19 protein-coding genes are annotated in these 21,094 nt (G+C 62.4%); 10 read left to right on the forward strand and 9 right to left on the reverse strand.

Going from position 1 to position 21,094, the window contains the following annotated elements; all coding sequences use genetic code 11:
* Nucleotides 1-359 (forward strand): hypothetical protein (locus ASD52_RS39115; protein ID WP_162254171.1); only part of this gene is annotated, 359 nt, incomplete at its 5' end.
* 53 nt (nucleotides 360-412) lie between these two features.
* Here ASD52_RS39115 and xylA read toward each other — a convergent pair.
* A complete protein-coding gene (gene xylA, locus ASD52_RS18350) occupies nucleotides 413-1,723 on the reverse strand; it encodes a xylose isomerase (RefSeq protein ID WP_025424906.1) in 1,311 nt (436 codons plus the stop codon).
* A gap of 137 nt (nucleotides 1,724-1,860) precedes the next feature.
* Between xylA and ASD52_RS18355 the strand changes: the two genes are divergently transcribed.
* Nucleotides 1,861-2,220, forward strand: a complete 360-nt coding sequence (locus ASD52_RS18355; RefSeq protein WP_025424907.1) for a nuclear transport factor 2 family protein — start codon at nucleotides 1,861-1,863, stop codon at nucleotides 2,218-2,220.
* A gap of 41 nt (nucleotides 2,221-2,261) precedes the next feature.
* Here ASD52_RS18355 and xylB read toward each other — a convergent pair whose 3' ends face one another.
* The 5 genes from xylB to ASD52_RS18380 form a co-directional block, all read right to left on the reverse strand.
* Nucleotides 2,262-3,716: a xylulokinase gene (xylB, locus tag ASD52_RS18360; RefSeq protein ID WP_025424908.1), complete on the reverse strand. Its 1,455-nt coding sequence runs from the start codon at nucleotides 3,714-3,716 to the stop codon at nucleotides 2,262-2,264.
* Between the two features lie 73 nt (nucleotides 3,717-3,789).
* Nucleotides 3,790-4,827 (reverse strand): LacI family DNA-binding transcriptional regulator, encoded by a 1,038-nt coding sequence (locus ASD52_RS18365; protein ID WP_057225132.1) that lies wholly within the window; start codon nucleotides 4,825-4,827, stop codon nucleotides 3,790-3,792.
* Between the two features lie 88 nt (nucleotides 4,828-4,915).
* Nucleotides 4,916-5,944, reverse strand: coding sequence for a metallophosphoesterase (locus ASD52_RS18370; RefSeq protein ID WP_162174738.1), 1,029 nt, complete (start codon nucleotides 5,942-5,944; stop codon nucleotides 4,916-4,918).
* Between the two features lie 203 nt (nucleotides 5,945-6,147).
* A complete protein-coding gene (locus ASD52_RS18375) occupies nucleotides 6,148-7,737 on the reverse strand; it encodes a DHA2 family efflux MFS transporter permease subunit (protein WP_025424911.1) in 1,590 nt (529 codons plus the stop codon).
* 69 nt (nucleotides 7,738-7,806) lie between these two features.
* Entirely contained in the window at nucleotides 7,807-9,024 is a 1,218-nt protein-coding gene (locus tag ASD52_RS18380) for an HlyD family secretion protein (RefSeq protein ID WP_025424912.1), read from the reverse strand.
* A gap of 157 nt (nucleotides 9,025-9,181) precedes the next feature.
* Between ASD52_RS18380 and ASD52_RS18385 the strand changes: the two genes are divergently transcribed.
* The 3 genes from ASD52_RS18385 to ASD52_RS18395 all read left to right on the forward strand — a co-directional run bounded on the left by ASD52_RS18385 (nucleotide 9,182) and on the right by ASD52_RS18395 (nucleotide 11,709).
* On the forward strand, nucleotides 9,182-9,889 hold the full coding sequence (locus ASD52_RS18385) for a TetR/AcrR family transcriptional regulator (RefSeq protein ID WP_025424913.1): 708 nt from the start codon (nucleotides 9,182-9,184) through the stop codon (nucleotides 9,887-9,889).
* 111 nt (nucleotides 9,890-10,000) lie between these two features.
* Nucleotides 10,001-10,840: an AraC family transcriptional regulator gene (locus ASD52_RS18390; protein WP_025424914.1), complete on the forward strand. Its 840-nt coding sequence runs from the start codon at nucleotides 10,001-10,003 to the stop codon at nucleotides 10,838-10,840.
* Between the two features lie 113 nt (nucleotides 10,841-10,953).
* Nucleotides 10,954-11,709, forward strand: a complete 756-nt coding sequence (locus ASD52_RS18395) for a TerC family protein (RefSeq protein WP_025424915.1) — start codon at nucleotides 10,954-10,956, stop codon at nucleotides 11,707-11,709.
* A gap of 363 nt (nucleotides 11,710-12,072) precedes the next feature.
* On the opposite strand, the gene ASD52_RS18400 is transcribed toward ASD52_RS18395, so the two are convergent.
* The gene (locus tag ASD52_RS18400) at nucleotides 12,073-12,453 is read right to left on the reverse strand and encodes a VOC family protein (RefSeq protein WP_025424916.1); all 381 of its coding nucleotides are present in this window, start codon (nucleotides 12,451-12,453) and stop codon (nucleotides 12,073-12,075) included.
* A 234-nt stretch (nucleotides 12,454-12,687) separates the two neighbouring features.
* On the reverse strand, nucleotides 12,688-13,035 hold the full coding sequence (locus tag ASD52_RS18405) for a metalloregulator ArsR/SmtB family transcription factor (protein ID WP_025424917.1): 348 nt from the start codon (nucleotides 13,033-13,035) through the stop codon (nucleotides 12,688-12,690).
* A 256-nt stretch (nucleotides 13,036-13,291) separates the two neighbouring features.
* Between ASD52_RS18405 and gltX the strand changes: the two genes are divergently transcribed.
* Both gltX and lysS read left to right on the forward strand, forming a co-directional pair.
* On the forward strand, nucleotides 13,292-14,749 hold the full coding sequence (gltX, locus tag ASD52_RS18410; protein ID WP_057210080.1) for a glutamate--tRNA ligase: 1,458 nt from the start codon (nucleotides 13,292-13,294) through the stop codon (nucleotides 14,747-14,749).
* 10 nt (nucleotides 14,750-14,759) lie between these two features.
* Nucleotides 14,760-16,256: a lysine--tRNA ligase gene (gene lysS / locus ASD52_RS18415; protein WP_057225134.1), complete on the forward strand. Its 1,497-nt coding sequence runs from the start codon at nucleotides 14,760-14,762 to the stop codon at nucleotides 16,254-16,256.
* Nucleotides 16,257-16,355: 99 nt separating this feature from the next.
* Here lysS and ASD52_RS18420 read toward each other — a convergent pair whose 3' ends face one another.
* Nucleotides 16,356-17,009 carry a hypothetical protein gene (locus ASD52_RS18420; protein ID WP_025424920.1) on the reverse strand — a complete coding sequence of 218 codons (654 nt, stop codon included), beginning with the start codon at nucleotides 17,007-17,009 and terminating at the stop codon, nucleotides 16,356-16,358.
* Nucleotides 17,010-17,264: 255 nt separating this feature from the next.
* Here ASD52_RS18420 and ASD52_RS18425 point away from each other — a divergent pair, with 255 nt between their 5' ends.
* From ASD52_RS18425 to ASD52_RS18435, 3 genes are all read left to right on the forward strand, one after another.
* Nucleotides 17,265-18,218: a nucleoside hydrolase gene (locus ASD52_RS18425; RefSeq protein WP_025424921.1), complete on the forward strand. Its 954-nt coding sequence runs from the start codon at nucleotides 17,265-17,267 to the stop codon at nucleotides 18,216-18,218.
* A 91-nt stretch (nucleotides 18,219-18,309) separates the two neighbouring features.
* On the forward strand, nucleotides 18,310-19,320 hold the full coding sequence (locus ASD52_RS18430) for a ligase-associated DNA damage response exonuclease (RefSeq protein ID WP_038576510.1): 1,011 nt from the start codon (nucleotides 18,310-18,312) through the stop codon (nucleotides 19,318-19,320).
* Between the two features lie 3 nt (nucleotides 19,321-19,323).
* Entirely contained in the window at nucleotides 19,324-20,937 is a 1,614-nt protein-coding gene (locus ASD52_RS18435) for a cisplatin damage response ATP-dependent DNA ligase (RefSeq protein WP_057225136.1), read from the forward strand.
* Nucleotides 20,938-21,094: the final 157 nt, after the last annotated feature.

A 21,094-nucleotide genomic window follows, 5' to 3' on the forward strand; every position in this document is an offset into this window, starting at 1 on the left:
TCGGCAGCCCACTTGGTGATCGCCGCAAACGAGTTGAACGGCGCCGCATCCCCGGCAAACTGCGCAAGAAACAGACCGGGGCCCTTAATCGTTTTCATCGCAAACATCCTCCTGATGATATGGCTACCGGCAGAGCCGGCCGGTTCAGCCAACGACAGGAAGAAGCGGACGAAAGCTTCATTTTCGCTGCAGCTGAAGCACCTGAAACGTTGCAGGCGCCGAAGCTAGCAGATTTTCTGTATGGAGCAACCGGTTGGGACGAGAATTTCGGGAGGCGTCCTCCTGCGTTCACAGGCGCCGAAATGCCAATCCGGAAACTGACTGCGGTGCGCCTCACCGGCACGACGAGGCACCAGTAAAAAAACCGGCCGCAGCGGCGGCCGGTTCTTCAATCAGCGTTGATCGCAGCCGCTCAGACGTAGCGGTTGACGACATTCTCCAGCAGCTCCTGCTTGCCGGACTTCGGTTGCGGGTTGAGGTCGGACTTCAGCACCCAAGCTTCGATCTCTTCCAGCGAGAAGCCACCCTCGAGCATCTTCTTGGCTTCCGGCACCTGCCAACCGGCGTAGCGCTGATCAAGCGGAGCCGACAGCGCCTTGTCTTCGATCATCTGGGCGGCCGCCTTGATGCCGCGGGCGCAGCAATCCATGCCGCCGATATGGCCGATCAAGAGGTCCTCGGGGTCGAGCGACTGGCGCCGCAGCTTCGCGTCGAAGTTGGTGCCGCCCGACTTGAAACCGCCGCCTGCCAGCACCTGATAGTAGGCGAGCGCCATTTCCGGCACGTTGTTGGGGAACTGGTCCGTATCCCAACCCGACTGGTAGTCGTTGCGGTTCATGTCGATCGAACCGAAGATGCCAAGCGCATTGGCAAGAGCCAGTTCGTGCTCGAAGGAATGGCCGGCGAGGATCGCATGGCCCTGCTCGATATTGACCTGGACTTCCTTCTCCAGACCGTACCTCTTGAGGAAGCCGTAGACCGTGGCGACGTCATAGTCATACTGGTGCTTGGTCGGCTCCTGCGGCTTCGGCTCGATCAGGATCGCGCCCTTGAAGCCGATCTTGTGCTTGTAGTCGACCACCAGATTGACGAAGCGGCCGAGCTGGTCGAGTTCTCGCGAAAGGTCGGTGTTGAGCAGCGTCTCGTAACCTTCGCGCCCGCCCCACAGCACGTAGTTCTCACCGCCGAGACGCTGGGTGGCATCTAGGCAGGTCTTTACCGTCGCGGCTGCAAAGGCAAACACATCCGGATCCGGATTGGTGGCGGCACCCGACATATAGCGGCGATTGGAGAAGAGATTGGCGGTGCCCCAGAGCAGCTTGACGCCGGTGTCGGCCTGCTTCTTTGCGAAATAGTCGACGATCTCGTTGAGGTTCTTGGTGTTTTCGACGAAGTTCCGGCCCTCGGGGCGCACGTCGGCATCGTGGAAGCAGTAGTAGGGAACGCCGAGCAGCTGGAAGAATTCGAACGCAACATCCGCCTTCAGCTTGGCCGCATCCATCGTGTCCTTGAACCATGGGCGCTCGAACGTCTGGCCGCCAAAGGGGTCTCCGCCCGGCCAGACGAAGGTGTGCCAATAGGCGACCGCGAAGCGCAGGTGATCTTCCATGCGCTTGCCGAAAACGACCTCGTCCTTGTTGTAGTGGCGGAAGGCGAGCGGATTGCTGCTCTCCGGTCCCTCATACTTGATCTTAGCGATATCGCCGAAAAATCCCGTGCTCACGGTCTGGCTCCTCTCAAGGCTGGTGTGCCGGCGCCGCGACTGCAAAACGCCCGGTCATTACGTGGAAGGTAATTGGTTTCATTCCCTCGTGCGGCGATACCTGCGGCATCGAAACGCCAAGCCAAAGGAATAGTCAGATGAACGATTTCAACCGGATCGCCGAGGCCTACATCGCCGCCTGGAACGCAGAGGTCGGCAGCCGCAGCGTGTTGATCGAAGCGGCCTTTACCGTCGACGTCGCCTATCGCGACCCGATCATGCAGGGTGACGGGCATGCGGGCATCGGCGGCTTGATCGCCGGCGTTCAGGGCCAGTTTCCTGGTTTTCGCTTCACGCTCAAGGGCACGCCGGACGGCTTTGCCGACACGATCCGCTTCTCCTGGGCGCTTGGCCCAGATGGCGACGAATCCGTGATCGAGGGCACCGACGTCGGCCTCATCGAGAACGGCCGGCTGAAACAGGTCACCGGCTTTATCGACAAGGTGCCGGCGCAATAGGCCCGGTCGATCGAAAACAGCCATGGAGGGGCGCGGTGCGGTCACGTCGTCGCGCCCTTGATGGCGGGATAGAGACGCCGATAGCTCTGGTAGGCTTCGTCGTAGGCCGCCACAAAAGCCGCTTCGGGCGCGATCGTTTCCGCCGTTTTCGGTGCATGGCAAATCGCGACTGGGTCGGCGCCGGTCGCCGCGATCAGGCCGAGACGCGCAGCACCGAAGGCGGCGCCGAAATCGCCATCAGCAGGCAGATCGACCGGCAGGTCGAGCGCGGTCGCGATCGACTTCAGCCAGTAGCGCGAACGCGATCCACCACCGATCGCCGTCACCCGCGAAAGCGTCGTGCCGGCGGCACGCAAAGCTTCGAGGCTGTCACGGATGGCGAAGGAAACGCCTTCCATGACCGCCTGCGTCAGCACTACCCGGCTGCTCTCGTGGCCGAGCCCGGCAAATGCGCCGCGGATCGTTGCATCATTGTGGGGCGTGCGCTCGCCGGAGAGATAGGGAAGGAAGGTCACGCCGCTTGGCGCCTTCAGCGTATCGCCGAGCTCGGTGCTGAGGTCGGCGGCGCTGCGACCGGCGATTCCGGAATACCAGTTGAGCGCATCGGTCGCCGACAGAATGACACCCATCTGATGCCAGGTATTCGGCAGAGCGTGGCAGAAGGCGTGAACGGCGCTTTCCGGATTGGGCAGGTAGCTTGCATTGGCGGCAAACAGCACACCCGACGTGCCCAATGAAACGAAAGCATGGCCTTCGCCGACGGTGCCCATACCGCAGGCAGACGCCGCATTGTCGCCCGCCCCCCCGGCAACGACGACGCCGGCATCCATGCCCCAGCGTGACGCCAGCTCGGGCCGGAGCCCGCCCGCCCGATCCGTGCCTTCGACGAGATCCGGCATCTGCCGTTCCTCCATGCCGGTGGCCGAAAGCAGGCTTTCTGACCAGCGGCGCTTGGCCGTATCGAGCCAAGCCGTGCCGGCCGAATCCGACATCTCGGACATATGCTCACCCGTCAGCCACAGGCGCAGATAGTCCTTCGGCAACAGCACCCACCGCACCTTGGCAAAGAGATCCGGCTCGTTTTCACGCACCCATGCGAGTTTCGGCGCGGTGAATCCGGGGAAGACGATGTTGCCGGTGATGGCGCGGAATTGCGGCTCGGCATCGAGCGCCGCTGCCTCGCGAAAACTGCGGGTGTCGTTCCAGAGGATGCAGGGCCGCAGCACCTTGTCGTCGGCGTCAAGCAGCGTCGCGCCATGCATCTGGCCGGAAAGGCCGATGCCGCGCACGGCGGCAAGGGCTGAAGGATGTGCCGCCTTCAGGCCTGATATCGCCTCCTCGGTAGCCCTGATCCAAGCGGCCGGGTCCTGCTCCGACCAACCGGGATGCGGCCGCGAGACGTCGAGTGCGCCGGATGCCGAACCGACAATACGCTGATCGCCATCCATCAGCATCGCCTTGACGCCCGACGTGCCGAGATCCAGTCCAAGATACATGCGTGCCTCCATTGGGCAATTCCGGGGAAAGCGTGCAACGGTTTTCCGTCAGGAATTGTGTAAATTCAAAGCATTACACCGGTTCGACCGGCAGGTTGTCTTTGAGGAAAATGTCGATGCGGATGCGTTCCTGCGCCTCTATCATCGAGAGCCCATCGGCGCGGGCCTTCAGCACGCGAATGGCGCTGCGCACCTCGTGACCGGCATCCTGGTTGAGCAGCGCATCGATGGTACCCGAAACGAGTGCAGCACGACTGTACGGCGTCAATTCGTGCGCGATCGCGCAGATCTCGGACTGACGTCCGGCCTTCTCCAGCGCCGCGATCAGGCCGCGGTTGCCGGCGCCGAGGCTGTAGATGCCGCTAAGGTTCGGATGCGCGGCGAGCAGATCCTGCACCAGATTTTCGACTTCCGACGGGTCATCGTGGCCCTCGACCACGGGCAAAAGCTGCCGCTTGGCGGCACCTTCATTGACGGCAGCGCTGAAACCCTCAAGCCGATCCCGATGGTCTCGCACCAGCATCGATCCGGCGACGATGGCAACGGGCCCGTCGCGGCCGCCGACAAAACGCCGCATCAGACTGCCGGCCGTGCGTCCGGCGGCAATATTGTCGACGCCGGCGAAATGCTCGCGCTCGGAGCCGGTCAGGTCGGACACGAGGGTGACGACGGCAATGCCGTCCTCGCGAAGCCGCCCAACGGCCGCAACCACTTCAGGCGCTTCGACGGCAACGACGGCAACGCCGGCCGGTCCGCGTCGGCGCGCTTCGTCGAGCGCATCGGCCAGCGCCGATGCATCGAAGGCGGGAACGGAGAGGATGCTGACATCGGTCCGCTCGACGGCGGAGCGGGCCATTGCGGACTGGACCTCGGCCTCGAGCCCGCGCATGAAGGCGTTTTCGCCTTCGGGCAAAATGAAGATCAGCGGATAGCTGCGGCTCTTGGCAAGGTTGGCCGCCGCCACGTCCCTGATATAACCGAGCGTCGCGATCGCGCGCTCGACCTTGTCGCGCGTGACCGTCCGCACACCCGGGCGATTGTTCAAAACCCGGTCGACGGTCGCAAGGCTGACGCCTGCTTCTGCAGCGATGTCGTGGACTGTAGGGCGCATCATTTCCTCCCGCAAACTGCCTTAGAGGAATTTTTGATGTACGTAAATCAAAAACACGCAAGGAAAGACCGGCCGCTGTTTTCGCTGGCTAAAAACGCTTGCTGAATGCTTGCGTGAAAGTGACCTCGCCGTGGCCCTTCCCGGCCTCGGCAAGCACCACATCCATGAAGCCGTCGGTCACGCGCACGAGCGCGAAACCGCCCATATAGGCCGCCTTCGGCTTGAACAGATCCAGCCCTTCGCGGCGATAGATCATCGCGGTTTCGTGCTGATGGCCGTGAAAGAGACCGATGACATTATAGCCCTTGACGGCATCAACGAGCGCCTGCCGCTCGCCAGGACTCCACCAATGCGGCGGGCCATTGCCCTGGTCGTCGAAGGTCCTGGCGGCAGCGTCCCAGACCTCCGTCGAGAAGGCATCCCAGCCATAGTGCTGGAACAGGATCACCGGTCGGCCGTCAGCGGCATAGGTTGCCAGATCCTGCTTCAGCCACGGCAGCGCATCCACCGCACCCTTGCTGACGTCGCCACCGAAGCGTTGGAGCTGAACGAGATGCAGCCCGCCCCAATCCCAGGAATAGCAATCCGACAGCGGGTCGTAGTTCGTCACCGGCACCGGAGGCTTGTAGAACACCGACTGCCGATGATTGAGCTCGACATAGTCGCGCAGTTCGCGGCGATACCAGTCGACATGCGGCGGCGGCCCGTCCTGGTCGAGGTCATGGTTGCCGAGCCCGACATAGACGGGGAAGTGCACGCGGTCGGCACCCGGTCCTTCCTGATAGCGGCTCGAAAACTGCTGCAGCTGCCGTCCCTCACGCGGCTGGCGCACCTGTCCGCCGCCGTCATCGGTCACGTCGCCACCGAGCACAAGACCGAGCGGCCGGCCGATCCGCCGGCCGGTGCTGCCGAGCCCGCTTGACTGACCGCCGACGGTTTCCGGCCAGTGCATCGCCGGCAGGGCATTGAGCGCTGCCACGTGGCGAAGCAGATTCGCGTCGGTCTTGCCTTCGGCCGCACAGTTCGGCGCAAGGCCCTCGGTCGAGACGAGGCAGGCGTGGATATCGTTCGAAAACAGGAAGGTAGCATCGATGGGCGGACGTCCGGCTGCGCGCATGGGCGTGGCCAACAGTGTCGCGCCGATGCCGGCGGCGGCGGCAAGGAAGGAGCGCCTGGAGATGCCGAAGTGTTGGTATGCCCGCATGAACGGCCCCGTTTCCAACCCGGCCAGGTGCCGGATCGTCGATCAGGGTTCGGCCGGACGTTGCTTTCCGGCCGGATTGTGCCGCAACACGAAGACGGCGTAAACCGCGCGTGGGCCTAGTGCCCGCCGCCGCTGGGTCCGACGCCCTGCGGTTTCTTGATCATCATCACACCCAGGATCAGCGACAGGAACAGCACGGTCAGGATGACGAAGATATCGCCGAACGACAGGATCATCGCCTGCTTCTGGGCCATCGCCGCAAGCTGCTTGATGGCGATCGAAGCACCATCGAGACCATGGGCGTTGAAGGTGGCGGCCATGTTGTTGAACCGCTCCATCGCCTCGGGGTTGCCCCACTGGATGTGTTCGGAGAGCCGGGCATAGTGCAGATCCTGGCGCTGGGTCAGGATGGTGTTGATCACCGCCAGGCCAACAGCGCCGCCAAGGTTGCGCGTCAGGTTGAAGAGGCCGGATGCGCCGCGCATGCGTGCCGGCGGCATGGTGCCGAGCGCGATGTTGTTGATCGGCACCATGCACAGCATCAGCCCGACGCCGCGCAGGATCTGCGGAATGAACAGCTCGTAGAAGTCCCAGTCAGCCGTCAGATGTCCCATGATCCAGGTGCCGCTGGCAAAGCTGGCAAAGCCGATGGTCATCAGCACGCGCGGATCGAGTTTGCCCGACAGGAAGCCGGCGACCGGCGCCGTGAAGAACATGGCTAGACCCGAGACAAACATCGTCTCGCCGATCATCAGTGAATCGTAGCCGCGGATGCGCCCGAGATAGAGCGGGTAGAGATAGGTGAGACCATAGAGCCCGATGCCCATGACAAAGGAGAACATCGAACCGAAGGCGAAATTTCGGTTTGAAAACGCCCTGAGGTCGACCACCGGGAATTCCACCTTGAAGGCCCGGTAGAAGAAAATCACCGCGGCGATCACGGTGGCGACGGCACCCATGACGATATGCTCGTCGTTGAACCAGTCGTTGGCGTTGCCTTCTTCCAGGACATATTCGAGCGAGCCGAGGAAGATCGCCATCGAGGCGAGCCCCCACCAGTCGAACTTCTTGAACAGACCAAGCTCCGGCTTGTCGAAATCGATGAAGGTCCAGGTCAGCGTCGCAACGATGATGCCGGGAATGACATTGACCAGGAACAGCCAGTGCCAGGAGAAGGCGTGGCTGAGGTAGCCGCCGACGGTCGGGCCGATGGTCGGCGCGAGCGTGGCGATCAGACCGATGATCGGCGAAACGATGTTGCGCTTCGACGGCGGAAAAATGGTGAAGGCAGCCGCAAAGACTGACGGAATCATGCCGCCACCGATGAAGCCCTGGATCGCCCGGTAGACGATCATCTGGTCGATATTGGTGGCTGTGGCGGCGAGCGCGCTTGCCGCGGTGAAACCCGCAGCCGATACCGAAAACAATACCCGCGTCGAGACGATACGCGCCAGCGTGCCCGAAAGCGGGATCATGATGACTTCGGCAATGAGGTAGGAGGTCTGCACCCAGCCGATTTCGTCGGAGCCGGCCGACAGGCCGGCCTGGATTTCGGCAAGCGATGCCGAAACGATCTGGATGTCGAGGATCGCCATGAACATGCCGACGACCATGGCGAAGAAGGCGATCAGCCTTCTCGGGTCCATATGTTCTTCGACCTTCGGTGCGGCTGCCGCCACCGAGCCTGCTGTTGCCGTTGCGGCCATCTGAGCCACTCCCTGCGTGTAAAGGCGCATCGGCGCGTTCAAAAGAACACGCCGGCGCGTCAGGCCCGATTACTTCGTGGCGGCGACCTTGGTCTCGTCGGGCGCCGTGCGCGTGTCGACATCGACGACGACGCTCAAGCCCGCCCGCAGATGGCCTTCCGCCAGCACATCGGCCGGCAGCGTGATGCGCACCGGCACACGCTGGATCACCTTGGTGAAGTTGCCGGTGGCGTTTTCCGCCGGCAGCAGCGAGAACACCGAGCCGGATGCCGGCGCGATCGAGGCAACCGTGCCTTCGACCGCGTGCTCGTCATAGGCGTCGATATGGACCTTGACCTTCGAGCCGGGGACCAGATGGGCGATCTGCGTCTCCTTGAAGTTGGCGTCGATATAGAGCTGGTCGACAGGCACGAGCGCGGCCAGTCGCTGGCCAGCGGAAACGAGGTCACCGACCTGGACGGCGACGTTGCCGATGACGCCGTCATAGGGCGCCTTCAAGACGGTGAAGCCGAGGTCGCGGTTGGCCTTGTCACGGGCAAGTTCGAGCGAGCGGATCTGGCTTTCCGCCTCTGAGCGCTGCGCCTGCAGCACGGTGATGTTGGCGTTCGCAGCCGCGATGTTGGCATCGGCGCCGGCAAGGTTCGCCCGAGCCTGATCCAGAGCCACGTCGGCATTGTCGCGCGAAGCAACGGTGCCGACGTCCTTGGACTGGAGGTCGCTCGCGCGCTTCTGCGCGAGTTCGGCGCCGCGCACCGTTGCTTCGAGAGCGTTCTTCTGGGCTTCGGCCTGGGCAAGGCTCGCCATCGCCCCTGCGATCTGCGCGTCGAAACGGCTGAGCGCCAGCTTCTGGGTGGCGATCTGGGCTTCGGTCTGCTCGGCCGCGATACGGTAGTCGCCGTCATCGAGCGTGACCATGGGATCGCCGGCCTTCACCTTCTGGTTGGCGACGACGTCGACCTTGGCGACATAGCCCGACACTTTCGGAGAGATCGTGGCAATGTCGCCTTCGATATAGGCGTCATCAGTCGAAACCATGAAGCGGCCATTGGTCCACCAGTCATAGCCATACCAGCCGGCGCCAGCGAGCGCGACAAGGCCGAGAACCGGCAAGATCGGGCTGCGCTTCTTCTTTTTCGAAGCGGCCTCGACAGCAGGCTCTTGCACCGCTGCCGGCGCCTCGGCAGTCGCCCCCTTGGCCTCGGGCTCGGCCTCATGGGTCTGCGGAACTTCAAAATCCTCGCCGACAGGGCGAACGCGAGCGGCGCTGGACGTTTTGGATGCGGACATGGATACCGGCCTGGTTAATGAGGGGTGACTGAACTGAACCGTTCGGTTCGATCGAAGCTTGACTTAGTCGCTTTGACGTCGCATATCAAGAGGGAATCGAACCGGGTAGTTCGATGGACGAGAATTAATGCGAACGGGACGGGTGCAGACGGCAATCATGGAACCAGCAAAGACCGAGCAAAACGAGACCTTCCGGCCTGATAACGGCGCGGACGACCAGCTTGGTCCCGGCAGCGGACGCCATGCGGCGGGTGAAGACCCTGCCAAGCGCCAACAGATTCTCGAGGGCGCGCGGCGGGTCTTCATGAGCCAGGGCTTCGACGCCGCCAGCATGAACGATATCACCCGCGAGGCCGGCGTCTCGAAGGGCACGCTCTACGTCTACTTCGAAAACAAGGAAGACCTGTTCAAGGCGCTGATCATCCAGGGCAAGACCCTGGTGATCCAGACCGCCAAGCATGCACTCAACGACCACGAAGACGTCGAGGAGGCGCTCTACGATTTCGGCGTCACCCTGACGAGCAGCATCACCTCCGAGGCCACGATCCGCTCCATGCGCATGGTGATCGGCGTGATCGACCGGATGCCGCATCTGGCGGAACGCTTCTTCAGCGAGGCGCCCGAAAACGGCTATACGGTCCTCAAGACCTATCTCGACCGGCAGGTTCCAACAGGCACGCTCGACATCGACAACACGGAAGTAGCGGCCAGGCAGTTCATCGAGATGGCCCAGGCCGGGCTGTTCAAGCACCGCCTGTTCGGCGGAATGTGCTCGGCGCCGCCGCGAGAGCAGATCGAGGGCACGGTTGCCGCGGCCGTCCGCGTCTTCATGGCCGCCTATGGACCGAAGAAGAAGACGGACTGAGCCAAGCCAAGGGGCTCATTCGTTCGGGCTAGCCTTCAATCCAGCAATTGCGATCAAGCACGCCTTGCGGCAAGACCCTATGAGCATGGGCTGTCTGCCACGGGAGTGAACATGAGTGCTATCGGAAGGGCGATCTGGTTCATCGAGAGCCATTTCGCCAGGGATATATCGCTGGAGGAGATCGCCGAGGCTGCCGGCCTTTCGCGCTTTCACCTGTCGCGCGTCTTCGGACTGGTGACCGGTCGCTCCATCAGCGCCTATATCCGTGCGCGGCGGCTGAGCGGCGCCGCACGAAACCTTGCCGACGGCTCGTCCAGCATTCTCGCGGTGGCCCTCGAAGCGGGCTACGGCTCGCACGAGGCTTTCACCCGTGCCTTTCGCGAGCAGTTCGGCGTCACGCCGGAGACCGTGCGCAAGCAAGGGCACCTCAGCAACATCGCACTGACGGAGCCTATCAGAATGGACGACACCCGCCTCCTCAAACTGGACCCACCGCGCTTCGAAGACAGCCCGCCTTTGCTTTTGGCCGGCCTTGCCGAAACCTACGCCTATGGCCGCACCGAAGGCATTCCCTCGCTGTGGCAGCGCTTCAATACCCACTTCGGCAACATCCCCGGACAGAAGGGCAACGTCGCCTACGGCGTCTGCAGCCAGAGCGATGGCGAAGCCGGGACATTTCGCTATATGGCGGCAGCAGAAGTCGACGACGCCGGCGCCCTGCCCGCCGGCTTTACCACCATGAAGCTGCCGAAGCAGCGTTACGCCGTGTTCCTGCACCGCGGCCATATCTCATCGATCGCCACGACGGCGCACCATATCTTCGGCACCTGGCTGCCGGAGTCCGGTCTTCAGCATGGCCAAACGCCTGATCTCATCGAGCGTTATGATGATCGTTTCGACCCGCATTCGGGCATGGGGGTGGTCGAAATGTGGATTCCGATCCAAGCGTAAACGGTAAAGCGCCGCCGCAAATGGCCGGCGGCGCTTGTCACTTTCGCAATGTTGCTTAAATACTGCCGCGATTCTTGCGCGACGACGCGCCACCGAAAAAGGAAAGATCGCCGATGCAGGGGATAATGTCGCTTGCCCAGGACCCAGCCGCCTGGGTCGCCCTCATAACACTGGTTGTCATGGAGGTGGTTCTCGGCATCGACAACCTGATCTTCATCTCCATCCTCACCAACAAGCTGCCGGCCGAACACCGCGAGAGGGCCCGCCGCATCGGCATTACCCTGGCGCTCGTCATGCGCCTCGCCCTGCTCGGCACCGTCGCCTGGATCGTCAAGCTGACCACGCCGGTGTTCGAGGTCTTCGGACACGGCTTCTCGTGGAAGGACATGATCCTGATCGCCGGCGGTCTTTTCCTCGTCTGGAAGGCGACCAAGGAAATCCACCATAGCGTCGATCCGAGCGACCACGGCGAAGACTTCATCGCTTCTTCGGCGATCAACAGCTTCGGCGCGGCGATCGGCCAGATCCTGCTGCTCGACCTCGTCTTCTCGGTCGACAGCATCATTACCGCCGTCGGCATGACGCCGCATCTGCCGATCATGGTCGTCGCCGTCCTAGCCGCCGTCACCGTGATGCTCGTTGCCGCGACGCCGCTTGCCAACTTCATCGAGAAGAACCCGACGATCGTCATGCTGGCGCTCGCCTTCCTCTTGATGATCGGCACGACGCTGATCGCCGAAGGCATGGGCCTGCACGTGCCGAAGGGCTACATCTACGCCGCCATGGCCTTCTCGGCGCTGGTGGAGGTTCTCAACATGGTGGCGCGCAATGCGCGGCTGCGAAAGAAGGCCGCCGGCAAGCTGCACTGAGGCGTTGCCACGAACAAAACTGGAAAGGCGGGGCCACCAGCCCCGCCTTTTCGTTGCGCCGAAAAAAGACCTGCATCACAGGGGATGCAGGCCATCTTGCTGCGGGCGTTTGTGAGAACGCTACAGCGCCGCGCGTCTTACGAGACGCGCAAAGGTCGCTGTCGCGCTTTGTATTGCTGCATGTTTTGATCCTTATATCGAATAGCATTTAAGGAAACATGCAGTGGCGCTCGACTGCCGTTTCGTTGGCCACGGGAAGAAATCGGAAAAATTCCCGTGTTCTCCGCCTTCGTCATGTCCGATTGGCACAGCCCGCGCCTCTCGAACGGATAACGCCTCATCCGGTAAATCGTTCCGGTTGCTTCAGGCGTCGGGACGTTGCCCAATCTCCACGAGGATGTTGCCGGGTATGACCATATAGAAGACATAGGCGCCATGCCGCTCTTCCGGTTCGGTGATGCGGATGCCGCTCGGCAGGATGCGCCGATAGGCATCCTCGACTGCCAATCGCTCGGGCAGCAGGAAGCCGATATGGTAGGTCTGAAGACCGAGGCTGACCTGGTCGCCACCGCCAAGCTTGGCGATCGGCGGGCTGATCACCAGCACCATGCCGGCATCGTCTGCCAGGCGATAAAAGGCATCCTTGCCGCGCGTTTCGACAAGCGTGAAGCCAAGATGTTCGATGAAGAATGTCGCCGTTTCGGTAACGACGGGGCTGTGAAGGTCGAGATGGTTCAGTCGCATATGCAGTCTCCGTGTTTTGAGAAACGCGGCGGACTGCGTCTGATCTGGATACACCCCGCCGCGGACCGATGCGGATGCATCGGAACCACGCCGCGGGTTCGAACGATCAGGTTCGAGCAGAGCTTCGCAACCGCTCGTACGGTGACGAAGGGACCGGGCTTACCATATCCGGTCCTGCCTTTTTCGACACGGGATGTGTAGCGCAGCCAAGCTGCGCCAGCAAGATCGCTGAGATCAGTTTTTCCCGGCGTCCGGATCCACCTTCTGCAACTCCTGCAGATAGGCGTCGAGACGATCAAACTTCTCTTCCCAGAAGCGGCGGTAGCTGTCGAGCCAGCTGTTGACGTCGCGCAAGGGTGCCGCTTCGAGCCGGCAGGGGCGCCATTGCGCCTCGCGGCCGCGGCTGATCAGCCCGGCGCGCTCGAGAACTTTCAGATGTTTTGAAACCGCCGGCAGGCTCATCTCGAACGGCTCCGCCAGTTCGCCGACAGAAGCCTCGCCGAGAGAGAGCCGGGCGAGAATCGCCCGGCGCGTGGGGTCGGCAAGGGCTGAGAGCGTGGTCGACAGGCGATCTTCCGGCATTTCCTAAAAAACCTTTCAGTTAAATAACCTCACGGTTCAATATAACCAGCCATCGGCAGTGTCAACAAAAACCGGCGTGATCCACTTTCCGTTGACATGCTCCATGTTCTATGGTCTCACGCGAGCCGACTGGAATAGCCCGCCGATACCGCTGGTGCGGCACCCCTACGGGCCTTTCCTTCCCATAAAATGCGCGCCCGGCGGCCGGACTTGTCTTCCGGCAAGGGGCGAGAAGCACGTCAAACGGGCAAAGACCATGGCAGATTCAGCAGTTCGGGTACGCATCGCACCCTCCCCCACCGGCGAGCCGCATGTCGGCACCGCCTATATCGCACTGTTCAACTATCTCTTCGCAAAGAAGCACGGCGGCACCTTCATCCTTCGTATCGAGGATACCGACGCCACACGCTCGACGCCGGAGTTTGAGCAGAAGGTTCTGGATGCGCTGAAATGGTGCGGGCTCGAATGGTCGGAAGGCCCTGACGTCGGCGGCCCCTATGGCCCCTACCGCCAGAGCGACCGCAAGGACATCTATCTCGACTACGTTCGCCAGATCGAGAACAACGGCCACGGCTTCCGCTGTTTCTGCACACCGGAACGGCTCGAACAGATGCGCGAGGGCCAGCGCGCCGCCGGCAAGCAGCCGAAATATGACGGCCACTGCCTGAGCCTGACAGCCGAAGAAGTGACCCGCCGCGTCGATGCCGGCGAGCCGCATGTCGTGCGCATGAAGATCCCGACCGAGGGCTCCTGCAAGTTCACCGACGGCGTCTATGGCGACGTCGAGATCCCGTGGGATTCGGTCGACATGCAGGTGCTGCTCAAGGCCGACGGCATGCCGACCTACCACATGGCGAACGTCGTCGACGACTACCTGATGAAGATCACCCACGTCGCGCGCGGCGAGGAGTGGCTGGCCTCCGTGCCGAAGCACATCCTGATCTATCAGTATCTCGGCCTGACGCCGCCGGTGTTCATGCACCTGTCGCTGATGCGCAATGCCGACAAATCGAAGCTGTCGAAGCGCAAGAACCCGACGTCGATCTCCTACTACTCGGCGCTCGGCTACCTGCCGGAAGCGCTGATGAATTTCCTCGGCCTGTTCTTCATCCAGATCGCCGAAGGCGAGGAACTGATGACGATGGCCGAGCTTGCCGAAAAGTTCGACCCCGACAACCTGTCGAAGTCGGGCGCGATCTTCGACATCCAGAAGCTCGACTGGCTGAACGGCCGCTGGATCCGCGAGAAGCTGAGCGACGACGAATTCCTCGGCCGGGTGCTTGCCTGGGCGTCCGAGAACGATCGCCTGAAGCAGGGCCTGAAGCTGTCGCAGTCGCGCATCTCCAAGCTCGGCGAACTGCCGGCCCTTGCCGACTTCCTGTTGAAGTCCGACCTCGGCCTCGAGCCGGCGGCCTTCGCCAAGATCAAGTCGAGCCCGGAAGAACTGGTCGAGATCTTCAACACGGTACAGCCGGATCTGGAAAAGATCCTCGAATGGAACAAGGAAACGATCGAAGCGGAACTACGCGCGATCGCCGACCGCATGGGCAAGAAGCTCAAGGTCGTGCTGGCACCGCTGTTCGTGGCGGTTTCCGGTTCGTCGCGGTCGCTGCCGCTCTTCGACAGCATGGAACTGCTCGGCCGCTCGGTCGTGCGCCAGCGGTTGAAGATTGCAGGCCAGGTCGCCGCCTCGATGGCCGGCAGCGGAAAGTAAGGACAGGACGATGAACGACAAGACCGAAACAACAGCCCTCTCCTCCGATGTGACGGAAGTGCGCGCGCAGAAGCTGAAGCTGCTCCGCGAACAGATCGGCGACGTCTATCCGGCGCATTTCCACCGCACGATGGCCAATGCCGAACTTGCGGCGAAGTACGAGAACCTGGAGCTGGACACCGAGACGCAGGACGTCGTCACCGTCGCCGGCCGCGTCTACTCGTCGCGCAACTCCGGCATGTTCATGGATATCCATGATGCCTCCGGCAAGATCCAGATCTTCAGCCACAAGGACACCACGCCTGAAGACGCACGCGCACTGCTGCCGATGATCGACATCGGCGACATCATCGGTGTCACCGGCGTCGTGCGCCGCACCAAGCGCGGCGAACTGACGATCAACGCGCAGACGATCACCATGCTGACGAAGTCGCTGCTGCCGATGCCCGAAAAATGGCATGGCTTGTCGGATATCGAGCTGCGCTACCGCAAGCGCCACCTCGACATCATGACCAACGAGGAATCGAAGCTGCGCTTCCAGCAGCGCAGCAAGATCGTTTCCGGCATCCGCCGCTTCATGGAAGACGACGGCTTCATGGAAGTCGAAACGCCGATGCTGCATTCGGTCTATGGCGGTGCGACGGCCGAGCCGTTCAAGACTCACCACAACACGCTGAAGCTCGACATGTTCCTGCGCATTGCGCCGGAACTGTATCTGAAGCGCACGCTGGTATCTGGCCTGACCGACAAGGTGTTCGAGATCAACCGCAACTTCCGCAACGAAGGCGTCTCGACCCGGCACAATCCCGAATTCACCATGATGGAATGCTACTGGGCCTATGCCGACTACGAGGACATCATGGACCTCGTCGAGCGGCTGTTTACCAAGCTCGCTCTGTCGATCCACGGCTCGACCGAATTCATGTTCGGCGACAAGGAAATCTCCTTCAAGGGTCCGTTCCGCCGCGTGCCGATGCCGGATGCCGTCAAGGAAGCGACCGGTATCGACTTCCTGGCGATGAAGACCGACGAGGAAGCCCGTGCGGCCGCCAAGGCTGCCGGGTTCGAAGTCGAGAAGGACTGGACCTGGGGCGAGTGCCTCGCCTTCATCTTCGAAGAAAAGGTCGAGCCGACGCTGATCCAGCCGGCCCACGTCACGCATTTCCCGAAGGACATCTCGCCTTTCGCCAAGGAAGTGCCGGGCGAGCCGCGCCTCGTCGAGCGTTTCGAGACCTATTGCAACACCTGGGAACTCGGCAACGCCTTCTCGGAGCTCAACGATCCGGAAGAGCAGCGCGCCCGCATGGTCGAGCAGCTGGAGCAGGCCCATGCCCGCGGCGAAAAGGCAAAGCAGCTCGATGACGAGTTCCTTGATGCCATCGACCAGGGCATGCCGCCGGCAGGCGGCCTCGGCATCGGCGTCGACCGCCTGATCATGCTTTTGACCAACGCGCCGTCGATCCGCGACATCATCCTGTTCCCGGCGCGCCGCAATAAGGCCGACTGATCAAAGTCATAACGGCACAAGACAAAGCCCGGCGCGATTGCGGCGGGCTTTTTTCATTTTCAATGATGGAGTGACAGCGCGCTGCGCGAGAACGGCGCTTCAGTGGCCTGCAGGCGCTTCGGCGCTCTCGACCTTGTGCTCTTGCGCCGTGGCGTCCGGTGCCGCCTCGCCCTCGACGGCGACAGCATTCGGATCGATGCAGGGCGACCGATCGTCCATGCCGGCCATCATGCCGCGGATGTCACCCACGGAAAGATCGATGGTGTTGCCATGAAAGAAGCCGGCCGAGTTTGCCGTGCCGTCATTGTAGGACGCGCGGAACGGTTCATCCATACCGGGCACGCTCTGCGGGCCCGGTGCAAAGAGAACTTGCGCGCCGATCGCCGCACCCCGAACCTGGGCGCGCTCTTCCGGTCCGGCCGCATCGAGAACGACCACCTGGTAAAGCTCGGCATTTTCCGTCTTGGAGAGAGCACCGACCACGCGAAGCGCCGTGCGCATGCGCGCTTCGCCGTCGGCACGATCCGTCTTGATGTGCATGCGGACCCAGCGCTGACCGTGATGGCCGAGCTTGATGGTTCTGACCAGGGTGCATTCGAGGCCGGAGGTGGCGGGCTTGGAAATCCGCTCCATCAATGCGTCGCGGCCGACATAGACGGCGGCAGCACCTGAGGCAGCCGACACGCCGAACGCCGCGGCGAGGATGACGACCAGCCTCTTCGATGGGCGCAGGTTGCCGAGAATAGCCTTCACGAGAATGGCTCCGCTGTCATTTCAGGAACTGTAACAAAAGCCCGAAGGCGCCTTGCAAGGATAGGCGCTGCACCTTTCAGAAAGTTTAAGCGCCGCGCGCCATAGACGAACGGGAAGAACAGAGGAGCTCGCCCAAAAGACATCTTCAGCTTCGACATCGGGCGTGTTCGATAGGGATCGAAGGGTGATTGACTTTCGCAGGCATCTTGCCTCCATTGCGACCCGTCAAACGCAAGAAAAAGAAAAGAAGAACACATGCACAAGGTTATCTTTGATACGGATCCGGGCATCGACGATGCGATGGCCCTCCTCTTCCTCCACCGCCACCCGGATATCGACCTCATCGGCATTACGACGGTCTTCGGCAACGCCTCGGTCGAAACGACGACGCGCAATGCGCTGTTCCTGAAGCGCGAGTGGGGCATTAAGGCACCGGTCGCAAAAGGTCTCGACAAGACCTTCAATCCGGATCGGCCGCATGTCGGCTGGCCGACCTTTATTCATGGCGATGACGGCCTCGGCAACATCGACGTGCCCGAGACCATCGACCTGCCCGTCGATCCCCGCCCGGCGCACCGCTTCATCATCGACACCGTCCGCGCCAATCCCGGCGAAGTGACGCTGATTGCCGTCGGTCGCATGACCAACCTGGCGCTGGCACTGCGCGAAGATCCGGATTTTGCGCCGCTGGTGCGCGAAGTGGTGATCATGGGCGGCGCCTTCGACGTCAACGGCAACATCACGCCGGCCGCCGAAGCCAATATCCATGGCGACCCCGAGGCAGCCGACGTCGTCATGACGGCGCCGTGGCCGGTTACGGTCGTCGGTCTCGATGTCACCACCAAGACGGTGATGACCAAGGCCATGCTCGCCGACATCGCCGCACGCGGCGGAGCGCCGGCACAGCTGCTCTCCGACATCTCGCAGTTCTACATCACCTTCTACGAGCAGCATGTGCCTGACGGTATGGTGGTGCATGACAGCTGCGCCTGTGCCTATGTCGTGGCGCCGGACCTGTTCAAGGTGCGCAGCGGCGTCATCCGCGTCGTCTGCGGCGGCCTTGCCGATGGCCAGACGATCCAGAAGCCCGACAGCCGGCTGTTCCCGCCGAGCCCGTGGGACAACCTGCCGAGCCAGAAAGCTTGCATCGACATCGATGCAGCGAAAACCCTGAAGTTGATCGGCGACACGCTGGCGCTGCACGACTGATGTCACCCCGAACGGACCGGCTTGTCCAACCGTTCGAAAAACTTTGCTGCGATAGCTGGCGGACATGCGTTCGCCGGCTATCTTTATGGCCATGAAACCGGACGCCCTGCTCTATCCAGCCCCGAAAGGTCTCTATTGTGAGATCGGGGATTTCTACATCGACCCGGTGCAGCCGGTCGATCGCGCCCTGATCACCCATGGCCATTCCGACCACGCTCGCGCCGGCCACGGTCAGGTGCTCGCCACCCGCGAAACGCTCGATATCATGCGCATCCGCTATGGCGACGGTTTCTGCGGCACGAGCCAGGCCGTTGCCCTGGGCGAGACGATGGTCGTCAACGGCGTCGAGGTGCGTTTTCACCCCGCAGGCCATGTGCTCGGCTCGGCGCAGATTTCGGTGATGGCGAAGGGCACGCGCATCGTCGTCTCGGGCGATTACAAACGACGCCGCGACCCGACCTGCCTGTCGTTCGAACCGGTTCCATGCGACGTCTTCATCACCGAGGCCACCTTCGGCCTGCCGGTCTTCCACCACCCGGACGACCGCACCGAGATGCAGAAGCTGCTGACGTCGCTGAAGCAGTTTCCCGAGCGCACCCATGTGGTCGGCGCCTATGCGCTCGGCAAGGCGCAGAGGGTGATCGCCCTTCTGCGCGAGCAGGGCTACGACCAGCCGATCTACATCCACGGCGCCTTGCAGAAGCTCTGTGATTATTATCGTGGCGAAGGCATAGATCTCGGTGAAATCCGCCCGGCGACGCTTGCCGCCGACGAGAAGCAGGATTTTTCCGGCACCGTCGTCATCGGCCCGCCCGCAGCCTTCGCCGACCGCTGGGCGCGGCGCTTCGTCGATCCCCTGGCGATCTTCGCTTCAGGCTGGATGATGATCCGGCAACGGGCCAAGCAGCGCGGCGTCGAGCTGCCGCTGGTGATCTCCGACCACTGCGACTGGCCAGAACTGACGCAAACGATCCGTGAGATCGGCCCGGCGGAAGTCTGGGTTACCCATGGCCGCGAGGAGGCGCTGGTGCGCTGGTGCGAGCTCGAAGGCATCGCCGCGCGACCGCTGCATCTCGTCGGCTATGACGACGAGGGAGAGTGAGCGATGAAGGCCTTCGCCGAACTGCTCGACCGCCTCGTGCTCACCCCGCAGCGCAACGCCAAGATCCGGCTGCTGGCGGATTATTTCCGCACTACATCTGATCCGAGCCGCGGCTATGCGCTCGCCGCGATCGCCGGCACGCTCTCGCTTGCAACCGTCAAGCCGACGATGATCCGTGACCTTCTGCTCGAACGCATGGACGAGGTGCTGTTCCGCTATTCCTACGATTATGTCGGTGACCTTGCCGAGACCGTGTCGCTGGTCTGGGAGCCGCCTGCAGGCGTGGTGCCCGACGACATTCCGCTCGGCGACGCGATCGAAAAGCTGCAGGCGACCGGCCGCGCCAATGTGCGCAGTGTCGTTCGCGACATGCTCGACCGGCTCGACACATCGGCGCGCTTCGCCTTCCTGAAACTCGTGACCGGCGGCCTGCGCATCGGCGTCTCCGCCAAGCTCGCAAAGCAGGCTCTGGCCGAGATGGGTGGAAAGGACGTCAGCGAAATCGAAACTCTCTGGCACGGGCTCGCTCCGCCCTATCTGCCGCTCTTCCAATGGCTGGCGGGAGAGGCGGAAAGGCCGGTGCTTTCGACGCCCGCCGTCTTCCATTCGGTGATGCTTGCCACTCCTGTCGGCGAAGGCGACCTCGACGGGCTCGACCCGAAGGATTTTGCCGCCGAATGGAAGTGGGACGGCATCCGCGTGCAGCTCGCCAATATCGGTGGGACCACACGGCTCTACTCGCGCAGCGGCGACGAAATCTCCGGTGCCTTCCCTGATGTGCTGGAGGCGGCCGACTTTTCCGGCATCATCGACGGCGAACTGCTGGTCGGAGGCACCGCCCGCACCAACCGTGCCACCCGGACCTTTTCTGACCTGCAGCAACGGCTGAACCGCAAGTCCGTCAGCCGCAAGATGCTGGACGAATACCCCGCCTTCATCCGCGCCTACGACGTGCTCTTTGCGGGCGAAACCGACGTTCGGGCGGAGGGTTTCCTGGCACGACGGGCGATATTGAGCGACCTTGTCGAACGGGCCTCGCCGCAGCATTTCGACCTGTCCCCGCTCGTGCCGTTTTCCTCCTGGGAGGAACTCGACCAGCTCCGATCCGATCCGCCCGATCCCGTCATCGAAGGCATCATGCTGAAGCGGCTGGATTCGCCCTATACCGCCGGCCGCGCCAAGGGTCCCTGGTTCAAATGGAAGCGCGCGCCCTTTAACGTCGATGCGGTGCTGATGTATGCGCAGCGCGGCCACGGCAAGCGCTCCAGCTACTATTCCGATTTCACCTTCGGCGTCTGGACTAAGATCGACGGCACGGAAACGCTGGTGCCGGTGGGCAAGGCCTATTTCGGCTTTACCGATGCCGAACTGGAAATTCTCGACCGCTTCGTCCGGGATAATACCATCGAGCGCTTCGGCCCGGTCCGGGCCGTGCGGGCCGAACCCGATTTCGGCTTCGTCGTCGAGGTCGCCTTCGAGGGGCTGAACCGGTCGACCCGGCACAAGTCGGGCGTTGCCATGCGCTTTCCCCGTATTGCACGGCTGCGTCAGGACAAGCTCCCGCATGAGGCCGACCGGCTGGAGACCTTGCAGGCGATGATCGATGGCAGATCGTGATCGACTGCATAATTCCTTAAATCGGATCCGGTTTAAGGATAAAATTATGCAGCAAATTTAAAGCGTTACAGCGTCCTTCGCGCGTCTTATTTGACGCACGGCGCTGTAAAGCGCGGAACCGGCGCGATCGATCGGCGTTTGAGCTATTCGAACGCAC

Origin of the sequence: Ensifer sp. Root142, from assembly GCF_001426785.1 — a bacterium.
In the GTDB taxonomy this organism is placed as follows: Bacteria; Pseudomonadota; Alphaproteobacteria; order Rhizobiales; family Rhizobiaceae; genus Ensifer; species Ensifer canadensis.